General features: G+C 68.3%; 10 protein-coding genes and 1 pseudogene. 7 read left to right on the forward strand and 4 right to left on the reverse strand.

All coding sequences use genetic code 11. The features are described 5' to 3' along the window. From FUT87_RS04970 to FUT87_RS04985, 4 genes are all read left to right on the forward strand, one after another. A partial coding sequence (locus FUT87_RS04970; RefSeq protein WP_147240266.1) for a PAS domain-containing sensor histidine kinase occupies nucleotides 1-1,284 on the forward strand: 1,284 nt, incomplete at its 5' end. Then, nucleotides 1,194-1,610 carry a response regulator gene (locus FUT87_RS04975; protein WP_186830363.1) on the forward strand — a complete coding sequence of 139 codons (417 nt, stop codon included), beginning with the start codon at nucleotides 1,194-1,196 and terminating at the stop codon, nucleotides 1,608-1,610. The genes FUT87_RS04970 and FUT87_RS04975, both read left to right, overlap by 91 nt. 210 nt (nucleotides 1,611-1,820) lie before the next feature. Further along, nucleotides 1,821-2,426, forward strand: coding sequence for an antitoxin Xre/MbcA/ParS toxin-binding domain-containing protein (locus FUT87_RS30350; protein ID WP_255511671.1), 606 nt, complete (start codon nucleotides 1,821-1,823; stop codon nucleotides 2,424-2,426). After that, nucleotides 2,423-2,899 (forward strand): RES family NAD+ phosphorylase, encoded by a 477-nt coding sequence (locus FUT87_RS04985; protein WP_091723690.1) that lies wholly within the window; start codon nucleotides 2,423-2,425, stop codon nucleotides 2,897-2,899. Before FUT87_RS30350 ends, FUT87_RS04985 begins: the two co-directional genes overlap by 4 nt. Before the next feature lie 459 nt (nucleotides 2,900-3,358). On the opposite strand, the gene FUT87_RS04995 is transcribed toward FUT87_RS04985, so the two are convergent. Together FUT87_RS04995 and pmbA are read right to left on the reverse strand one after the other, a co-directional pair. Continuing rightward, a complete protein-coding gene (locus FUT87_RS04995) occupies nucleotides 3,359-4,441 on the reverse strand; it encodes a TRAP transporter substrate-binding protein (protein WP_091723686.1) in 1,083 nt (360 codons plus the stop codon). A 191-nt stretch (nucleotides 4,442-4,632) separates the two neighbouring features. Next, the gene (gene pmbA, locus FUT87_RS05000; RefSeq protein WP_091723683.1) at nucleotides 4,633-6,000 is read right to left on the reverse strand and encodes a metalloprotease PmbA; all 1,368 of its coding nucleotides are present in this window, start codon (nucleotides 5,998-6,000) and stop codon (nucleotides 4,633-4,635) included. A gap of 121 nt (nucleotides 6,001-6,121) precedes the next feature. On the opposite strand from pmbA, the gene yjgA reads away from it, so the two are divergent. The 3 genes from yjgA (at nucleotide 6,122) to FUT87_RS05015 (ending at nucleotide 7,930) form a co-directional block, all read left to right on the forward strand. Continuing rightward, on the forward strand, nucleotides 6,122-6,733 hold the full coding sequence (yjgA, locus tag FUT87_RS05005) for a ribosome biogenesis factor YjgA (protein ID WP_147240269.1): 612 nt from the start codon (nucleotides 6,122-6,124) through the stop codon (nucleotides 6,731-6,733). Continuing rightward, complete coding sequence (gene mog, locus FUT87_RS05010) at nucleotides 6,726-7,340, forward strand: molybdopterin adenylyltransferase (RefSeq protein ID WP_147240270.1); 615 nt, start codon at nucleotides 6,726-6,728, stop codon at nucleotides 7,338-7,340. Before yjgA ends, mog begins: the two co-directional genes overlap by 8 nt. An 86-nt stretch (nucleotides 7,341-7,426) precedes the next feature. Next, nucleotides 7,427-7,930 carry a peptidylprolyl isomerase gene (locus tag FUT87_RS05015; protein WP_091723675.1) on the forward strand — a complete coding sequence of 168 codons (504 nt, stop codon included), beginning with the start codon at nucleotides 7,427-7,429 and terminating at the stop codon, nucleotides 7,928-7,930. 60 nt (nucleotides 7,931-7,990) lie between these two features. On the opposite strand, the gene cysE is transcribed toward FUT87_RS05015, so the two are convergent. Continuing rightward, nucleotides 7,991-8,758, reverse strand: a complete 768-nt coding sequence (gene cysE / locus FUT87_RS05020) for a serine O-acetyltransferase (RefSeq protein WP_147240271.1) — start codon at nucleotides 8,756-8,758, stop codon at nucleotides 7,991-7,993. 109 nt (nucleotides 8,759-8,867) lie between these two features. Continuing rightward, nucleotides 8,868-9,150: pseudogene (locus FUT87_RS05025) on the reverse strand (RNA methyltransferase); the annotation flags it as partial.

Consider the following 9,150-nt stretch of genomic DNA (forward strand, 5'->3'; position numbering starts at 1 on the left):
ACGCTGGTGGGCATCGCCAAGGAGATGGCGCTGTGGGACACGCCCTTCCTGGTCAACAACGTGCGCGAGGCCGACGCGCTGTATGCGCGGGTGGTGGATTCGCTGCAGGACCATGCGGTCATCCTGCTCGACGCCGAGGGCCGGATCCGCGACTGGAACCGCGCCGCCGGCACGATCTTCGGCCATGCGCTGGAGGCGGTGCGGGGCATGTCGGCGGAAATCCTGCTGACGCCGGAGGACCGCGCCGCGGACGTGCTCGAGAACGAGCTGGCGCTCGCGCTGACGCAGGGCTCGGCCCGGGATGACCGCTGGCTGATGCGCCAGGACGGCACGCGGCTGCGGGCCGAGGGCGTGGTGACGCCGCTGTTCAGCGCGTCGGGCGCGCTGACCGGGTTCTCGAAGATCATCCGCGACTCCACGCCGGCCTACGAGGCGCAGCAGGCGCTGCGCCAGGGCAAGGAGGAGGCGGAGCGGGCCAACGAGCTCAAGGACCAGTTCCTGGCGGTGCTGTCGCACGAGCTGCGCTCGCCGCTGAGCGCGATCACCGGCTGGGCGGACATCCTGTCTAATTTCTCGGACGCGCATCCGATGCTGGGCAAGGCCGCGGCGGTGATCCGGCGCAATGCGCAGCTGCAGGGCCGGATGATCAACGACCTGCTCGACATGAGCGCGGTGGCCGCCGGCAAGCTGGTGCTGCAGACGGCGCCGCTGGACCTGTCGGCGCTGGCTTCGGAGTCGGTGCTGGGCGCGCTGCACGAGGCGCAGGGCAAGGGCGTCGCGCTGAACTGCGCCGCGCCCGAGCCGGTGTGGATCGCCGGCGACGCGCAGCGGCTGGCGCAGGTGCTGACCAACCTGATCGGCAACGCGATCAAGTTCACCGACGGCGGCGGACGCGTGGACGTGCAGGTCGAGGTCGCGGACGGCGAAGCGCTGCTGCGCGTGCAGGACACCGGGCGCGGCATCTCGCCGGAGTTCCTGCCCTATGTCTTCGACCGGCTGCGGCAGGAGGACGGCTCGTCGACACGCAAGGTCGGCGGCCTCGGACTGGGCCTGGCGATCGCGCGCGCCATCGCGCAATTGCACAAGGGCCGCATCAGCGCCGCCAGTCCCGGCCCGGGCGGCGGGCCTGCTTCGAGCTGCGCCTGCCGATGCTGGCCGACCAGGCCCTGCCGCCGCCGCCGAGCGCGGCGCCGGTGGAGCTGTCGGAGGAGACGCTGTCGGGCGTGCGGGTGCTGCTGGTCGACGACGAGGAGGATGCGCGCGAAGTGGGCCAGGTGGCGCTGAGCCGGCTGGGCGCGAAGGTCAGCGTCGCGGGCAGCGCGGCGGAGGTGCTGTCGCGCCTGACGGACGGCGAGCGCTTCGACCTGCTGGTGTCCGACATCGGCATGCCGGAGATGGATGGCCGCTCGCTGATCCGGGCGGTGAGGCAGTTGCCGGGCGGCAGCGCGGAGGAGTTGCCGGCGCTGGCGCTGACGGCCTTCGCGATGGTGGCGGACCGGCAGGAGGGGCTGGCGGCGGGGTTCCAGGGGTATGTCGCCAAGCCGATCGAACTGGGGGCGCTGACGCGGACGATCCAGGAGGTGTTGGGGCGAAGGATTGGGGCGGATTGAGGGGACGCGCGCGGCAAGTGCTGTGGACATATCCCCACTGATTCCAGTCGGCGGCCCCACTCGCTCACGTCGCCCATGACGTCATCAGCGCAGCTTTGACGGATGGCTCGCCATCGGTGAAGGGAGAACACTTGCTTCATGCGAGCAAGCCCTTCCCTACCCCGCTCCGCGCCCCCTGGAATTAGCTGGCCATTCCCACCGGGCTCCGCCATGGATGCATCGCCCGCTCAAATGAGCAATACTGAGCGCTCGAAGGAGCGCATCATGGCCAAGTCGATTTCAGCAGCACGCCAAGCAATGAAGACCTCATCCAAGGCGCTCACCCAGAGCGGACGGCTCACATCGACCAGGAAGGTATTGGCGTTCGCCTGCACGGAACATCTGAACGCCGAGACCTACCGGATCCTGTTCTACGCCGAGCCCATGGAACGGGTCGTCATCGTCAAGCAGGGCATCCATCCCTGCGTCGTAGAAGACCTCGCGAAGCAGATGGCGATGCCGAAGGAGAAGTTTCTGGGCACGCTCGGATTGGCGCGTGCGACCGTTGAGCGCAAGGCTCGCGAGAACAAGCTGCTCTCGCCGGACGAAAGCTCGAAGGTCATCGGCATGGCGCGCCTGGTCGGCCAGGTGCAGGCGATGGTCGAGGAGTCCGGCGACCCGACGGACTTCGATGCACCCGCCTGGACCGCGACGTGGCTGGATCGTCCGCTGCCGGCGTTGGGAGGCAGGAAGCCCGCTGATTTCATGGATACCGCGGAAGGTCAGCAGTTGGTGTCCAACCTGATCGCGCGCATGCAGAGTGGAGCCTACGCGTGAGCATCCAGCTCTGGCGGATCGCGACGGACACCCGCGAGTACCTGGCCGAGGACCTCAGCGGCAAGGGCGCGGAAATCTCGGGCGGCCGTTGGAATCGTGCTGGGCGTCCGGTTGTCTACACCTCGGTCACCGCCTCCCTGTCCTGCCTGGAAACTGTCGTGCATCTGCAAGATGGCTCGCTCCCGCTCAATCGCTATCTCATTCGGATCGACGTGCCGGAGGAGGTGTGGGCCTGCAAGTCCGTTCTTCGGGCGGAAGACCTGAACCCGGGTTGGAGCGCTATTCCCGAGGGGCGGGTTTCGCTGGACATCGGGGACGCATGGCTGACGCAAGGCGAATCACCGCTCCTGGTGGTGCCGTCGGTGATCGTTCCCGAAGAATCGAACGTGCTCATCAATCCGATCCATCCAGCGATCAAGGACATCACGGCCACCAAGCTGCGAGCATGGCACTACGACCGCCGCATCAAATGAACGGGCCGATGGGCGTGGCCGGCCGCCGCAGTTGAGCGCCGCGGCCGAGGCTGTCTCTCTTTTCAATGAATCGACTTGGGGCCAGTCGGACGGCTGCTTGGAGTAGGCTTTGCCCCATGCGAAATCCCGCCCGAATCGACGAGATCCTGTCAGCGTTGCGAGCCGCTTGGGAAGAGTCACCTGACCTACGCCTTGGGCAGTTGATCGTCAACGCCGTTCGTCCCACCACCCCCTGCCCTGAGGTCTTTTACGCTCGGGACGAGGATCTAGTTCGAAGACTGATGGACTATCGCGCGATGGTGCGCGCGGCCAAGCAAAACGCGGATTCGGGACGAAGCTGACGACTAGATCCGGCCACCCGCGATGCCTCGCTTCCGGCTGGTCAGCAACACGCCCCTCCAAAAGCCAACAAGCCGTGCCCTCCCGGACACGGCTCGCTTCAATCAGGCCTGAGCTCGCTCAGAACCGCTGCGACTGCATGAAGTCGTCGAAGCCCGCTTCCGCGAAGCGGAACCACAGGTTCTGGTCGCGCCGGAAGTTGGCGTAATCCTCGTACACCTTCTTCCAGTTCGGGTTCTTCGCCGACAGCTCGCTGTACAGCGCCATCGACTCCTTGAACGCCAGGTCCATCGCATCCTTCGGGAAGCGCATCAGCTTGGTCTTGGCCGCCACCAGCTGCTTGAGCGCCTGCGGGTTCAGCACGTCGTACTTGGCCTGCATGTCCACATGGGTGTAGGCCGAGGCCGCCTCGACGATCGCCTTGTACTCCGCCGACAGGCCCTCGTAGGCCTTGGTGTTGATGTAGAAGTCGACCTGCGGGCCGCCTTCCCACCAACCGGGGTAGTAGTAGAACGGCGCGACCTTGTTGAAGCCCAGCTTCAGGTCGTCATACGGTCCCACCCACTCGGCCGCATCAATCGTGCCTTTCTCCAGCGCCGAATAGAGCTCGCCGCCCGGCAGGTTCTGCGGCACGCCGCCCATGCGCTCGATCACCCGGCCGGCGAAGCCACCGATGCGGAACTTGAGGCCCTTGAAGTCGGCCGCCGACTTGATCTCCTTGCGATACCAGCCCGCCATCTGCGCGCCGGTGTTGCCGCCGGGGAAGTTGATGATGTTGTAGTTCCGGTAGAACTCGCGCATCAGCTTCAGGCCATTGCCGTGGAAGGTCCACGCGGTCATCTGCCGCGAGTTCAGCCCGAACGGGATCGACGCGCCGATCGCGAAGGTCTCGTCCTTGCCGAAGAAGTAGTACGGCACCGTGTGCGCGATCTCCACCGTCGCGTTCTGCACGCCGTCGACGACGCCGAAGGCCGGCATCAGTTCGCCGCCCGCATGCACGCTGATCTGGAACTTGCCGCCGCTGAGCTCGCTGACCTTCTTGGCGAAGACCTCGCCGCCGCCGTAGATCGTGTCGAGCTGCTTGGGGAAGCTCGAAGCCATGCGCCAGCGGATGTTGGCCTGCGCATGCACGATGGCCGGGGCCGCACCGGCGGCCAGCACGCCGGCCAGGCCGGCATTCTTGACGAAGGAACGACGCTCCATGAAGTCTCCTGTTTCGCTGCTTTCGTTGGTATGGACCACCCTCCCGGGGCGGCCTTGGGCGCACGCAGGATTAACCACCGCCGGGCTGGCGTCAACCTGACAAGCCCGGGGGGCGCCCAGGACGGCGGCGCGAAAAAACAGAAGCGGCGCCGAGGCGCCGCTTCGTCGGAGAACGGGGAAGCCCGGGCCGCTCAGGCGCCGGCCAGCTTCATGCGCTCGATCAGGATCGATCCCACCGTCTTGCTGCCCAGCGTGTAGGTATCCGCGCCGATGCCGACGATCTGCTGGAACATCTCCTTGACGTTGCCGGCGATGGTGATCTCGTGGACCGGATGCGCGATCACGCCGTTCTCGACCCAGTAGCCGCTCGCGCCGCGCGAGTAGTCGCCGGTCACGTAGTTGACGCCCTGCCCCATCAGCTCGGTCACGAACAGCCCGGTGCCCAACCGGCGCAGCATTGTCGGCAGGTCGTCGCCGGGCGCGGTGGCCTTGCTGCGCATCGTCAGGTTGTGGGAACCGCCGGCGTGCCCGGTCGTGCGCATGCCCAGCTTGCGCGCCGAGTAGGTCGACAGGAAGTAGCCCTTGAGCACGCCGGCCTCGACCACGGTGCGGGCCTTGGTCGTCACGCCTTCGTCGTCGAAGGGCGAGCTGCCCTTGCCCTTGAGCACATGCGGGTCCTCGACCACCTCCACGTGCGGTGCCAGGACTTGCTGGTCCAGGCTGTCGAGCAGGAAGCTCGCACGGCGGTACAGCGCGCCGCCGCTGGTGGCCTGCACCAGCGCGCCCAGCAGGCCGGCGGCGACCGGCGCCTCGAACAGCACCGGCACGCTCGCCGTTCTGACCTTGCGGCCCTTGAGGCGGGCCAGCGCGCGCTCGGCGGCATAGCGGCCGATCGATTCAGGCGACGACAGCTCGGCCGCGTCGCGCATCGAGCTGTACCAGGCGTCGCGCTCCATGCCGGCGCCGCGGCCGGCGATCGGCGCCACCGACACCGAATGCCGCGAGCTCGCATAACCGCCGCGGAAGCCGCGCGAGTTGCCCGAGAAGAAGTGCGACTGCTGCGCCGACACCGCCGCGCCTTCCGAATTGGTGATGCGCGGGTCGGTCTTCAGCGCCGCGTCCTCGCAGCGCAGCGCCAGCTCGGCCGCCTGCTCGGCGGTGATCGCCCAGGGATGGAACAGGTCCAGCGACGGTCGTGCGGCTTCGTCCAGCGACAGGTCCTGCTCGTCGGGCAGGCCGGCGAACTCGTCCTCGGCGGTGAAGCGGGCGATGTCGTAGGCGGCGCGCACGGTGTCGCGCAGCGCCTGCGGCGAGAAGTCCGAGGTGCTGGCGTTGCCTCTGCGCTGGCCCAGGTAGACCGAGATGCCCAGCGACTTGTCGCGGTTGCGCTCGACGTTCTCCAGCGCGCCGCGCCGCACGGACACCGACATGCCGCTGCCCTCGGACACTTCCGCGCCGGCGTCGCTGGCGCCCAGGCGCTTGGCCTCGGCCAGGACGTCCTCGATCAACTGGCGGAAATGGTCCTGGCTGTAGGCGAATCCTTGCTCGGCTTGACTCATGAATGCGGTCTCTGTGAAAGCAGCGCGGCCTGGGGAGATCCGAGGCCGCGGCGGGGTGGCGACTATCATACGGGCGCTGTGCCCCGCCCCTTCCGGTCGGGGCTTCTCGCTTTCTTCCCCCATGCACCCCGATCACGACGACCACGACGACCGCGCGGACTTCGACGACTTCGAAGACGACCGCCCCAGCAAGAGCCAGCTCAAGCGCGATATGGACGCGCTGCAGGCGCTGGGCGCCGAACTGCTGACGCTGCCCGAGAAGCGCGTGGCCGCGCTCGACCTGCCCGAGGCGCTGATGGACGCGATCAAGGAAGGCCGCCGCATCGTGGCCGGCACCGCCCGCAGCGGCAAGAAGCGCCATCTGCAGCTGATCGGCAAGCTGATGCGCCAGGTCGATCCGGCGCCGATCCGCGAGGCCGTGGCCGAGTTCAAGCTTGGTCGCGCGCAGGATTCGCTCGAACTGCACCAGGCCGAGCGCTGGCGCGACCGCCTCGTCGAGGACGACAACGCGCTGCAGGGCTTCATCGACAGCTTCGAAGCGGTCGACGTGCAGCAACTGCGCAGCCTGATCCGCGCCGCCCGCAAGGACCGAGCGCAGGCGGTCGAGCAGCGCAACGGCCGCGCCTGGCGCGAGCTGTTCCAGTTCATCAAGGCGCACCTGCTGGCCGCCAAGGGCGGGTCGCGCGACGAAGACACCGCGGACGATGGTGACGACGAGGGCGACGATGAGTGACGCCGCCCCGGTCGACGCCGCCGCGCTGCCCCCGCCAGAGCCGGTACGGATCGGCATCGTCTCGATCAGCGACCGCGCCTCCAGCGGCGTCTACGAGGACAAGGGCCTGCCCGCGCTGCAGGACTGGCTGCGCTCCGCGCTGATCAATCCGATCGAGTTCCAGCCGCGGCTGATCCCCGACGAGCGCGAGCAGATCGCCGCCACGCTGCGGGACCTGGTCGACGAGGCCGCTTGCGACCTGGTGCTGACCACCGGCGGCACCGGCCCCGCGATCCGCGACGTCACGCCCGAGGCGACCATGGACGTCGCCGACCGGGTGATGCCGGGCTTCGGCGAGCAGATGCGGCAGATCTCGCTGCACTTCGTGCCCACGGCCATCCTCTCCCGGCAGGTCGCGGTGATCCGCGGCCGCGCGCTGATCATCAACCTGCCCGGTCAGCCCAAGGCAATCGCGGAGACGCTGGCCGGCCACGCCGCGGCCCGCGGCATCTTCGCCGCGGTGCCCTACTGCATCGACCTGATCGGCGGCCCCTATCTGGAAACCCGCGACGCGGTCTGCGCCGCGTTCCGTCCCAAGACCGCGCAGCGCCCACCGCGTCCGGCGTGACCGCGACGACGGCGGCCGCCGCAGGCCCCTGCCCCGCCGACGCTTCAACCGCTTCCACGAGAAGCCCCAACGAGAAACGACACCCCATGAAGATCACCAAGGACACCATCGCCACCGTCGAGCTGAAGGTCGCCAACAAGCTCGGCCAGGTCATCGAGAAGACCGACGAGCCGATGGCGCTGCTGATCGGCGGCTACGGCAACACGCTGCCGGCCATCGAGACCGCGCTGGAAGGTCAGGAAAAGGGCTTCGCCACCACCATCGAACTGACGCCGGAGACCGGCTTCGGCGAGCGCGACGAAAGCCTGCTGATCACCATCCCCAAGAAGGACTTCCCGCCCGGCGTGAAGGTCGGCGGCCAGCTGCAGATCCGCCAGGCCAAGGAGGGCGAGGAGGAACCGGCCGCGGATGACGGATTCCACGTCTTCACCGTCGTGAAGATCAAGGGCGACACCGTGCACCTGGACGGCAACCATCCGCTGGCGGGCCAGCACCTGAAGATCAGCGTCAAGGTCAAGGACGTGCGCGCCGCCACGCAGGAAGAGATCGAGCACGGCCACGCCCACGGCGATCACGGCCACCATCACTGATCTCTCATTCCCTCTCCCCCGCGAGGGGGAGAGGGAGTTGGAGAGCGCCGCGTCAGCGACTCACTTCACCAATCTCGACAGCTCGGCGGCGTCGAAGTTCTCGGCCTGCTGGGCCTCTTGCGGCACGCAGTCCCTGCGCTCCGCCTCCGACAGCTTCGCGATCGCCTGCCACAGCAGCGCGATCTGGTGCTCGTGCCCCGCCGCGTTGTCGATCAGGCCCTTCATGGCCTGCGCGACCGGGTCGTCGCCCTGCGTCACGCCGTAGGCCGAGAACCCCATGCGGGCCGCGGCCTCCTCGCGCTGCGCCTCGGCCTTGGCTTCGATGATCCGGGCCGGGTTGCCGACCGCCGTCGCGCCCGGCGGCACCGGCTTGGTCACGACCGCGCCGGAACCGACCCGCGCGCCCTCGCCGACGGTGAAGCCGCCGAGGATGCAGGCGTTGGCGCCGACGATCACGCCGCGCTCCAGCGTCGGATGCCGCTTGGCGCCCTTCACCAGCGAGGTCCCGCCCAGGGTCACGCCCTGGTAGATCGTGACCTCGTCGTGGATCTCGGTCATTTCGCCGATGACGATGCCCATCCCGTGATCGATGAAGACCCGCCGGCCGATGGTCGCGCCGGGGTGGATCTCGATCCCGGTCAGGAAGCGGCCGATGTGCGAGGTGAAGCGCCCCAGCCACCGGAAACCACGGGTCCAGAACCAGTGCGCGCAGCGATGCACCATCAGCGCATGCAGACCCGGATAACAGGTCAGCACCTCCCAGGCCGAGCGGGCGGCGGGGTCGCGTTCGAGGATGCAGGCGATGTCTTCGCGAAGACGCTGGAACATGGTGGGGGAACCCGATGCAAGCCCGCGTGGGGCTCGGTGATGAGGGTCGGCCAGTTTAGCGGCGGGCCTCAACCTTGCCCGCCTCAGGCCTTATGGGGAGCGCGTCCGGCTACTCGTCTCCCCCGAGTGCGGGGGGCGTGTCCGCCGCGGGGCGGGTCTTCTCGATCGCCCGGGCGATGCCGCGCAGGATGTGGACCTCTTCCTGCGTCAGCCCGGCGCGGTTGAAGAGCTGGTTCAGCCGCGGCATCAGTTTCTTCGGCGCGGCGGGATCCAGGTAGCCCAGGTGAATCAGGCTGCCCTCCAGATGGGTGAGCAGGCCCTGCACCGCCCGCGCGTCGGCCAGCTGCGGATCGGCGGTGCGCGCCGCGACCTCGTAGCCGCCCAGCGCCTGG

The sequence above is a fragment of the Mitsuaria sp. TWR114 genome (genome assembly GCF_007997345.1).

Excerpts from the sequence above, each read along its gene's own strand:
- FUT87_RS30350 (WP_255511671.1), top strand. The coding sequence starts at position 1,821 with ATGGATGCATCGCCCGCTCAAATGAGCAATACTGAGCGCTCGAAGGAG.
- FUT87_RS04995 (WP_091723686.1), bottom strand. The coding sequence starts at position 4,441 with ATGGAGCGTCGTTCCTTCGTCAAGAATGCCGGCCTGGCCGGCGTGCTG.
- pmbA (WP_091723683.1), bottom strand. The coding sequence starts at position 6,000 with ATGAGTCAAGCCGAGCAAGGATTCGCCTACAGCCAGGACCATTTCCGC.
- yjgA (WP_147240269.1), top strand. The coding sequence starts at position 6,122 with ATGCACCCCGATCACGACGACCACGACGACCGCGCGGACTTCGACGAC.
- mog (WP_147240270.1), top strand. The coding sequence starts at position 6,726 with ATGAGTGACGCCGCCCCGGTCGACGCCGCCGCGCTGCCCCCGCCAGAG.
- FUT87_RS05015 (WP_091723675.1), top strand. The coding sequence starts at position 7,427 with ATGAAGATCACCAAGGACACCATCGCCACCGTCGAGCTGAAGGTCGCC.
- cysE (WP_147240271.1), bottom strand. The coding sequence starts at position 8,758 with ATGTTCCAGCGTCTTCGCGAAGACATCGCCTGCATCCTCGAACGCGAC.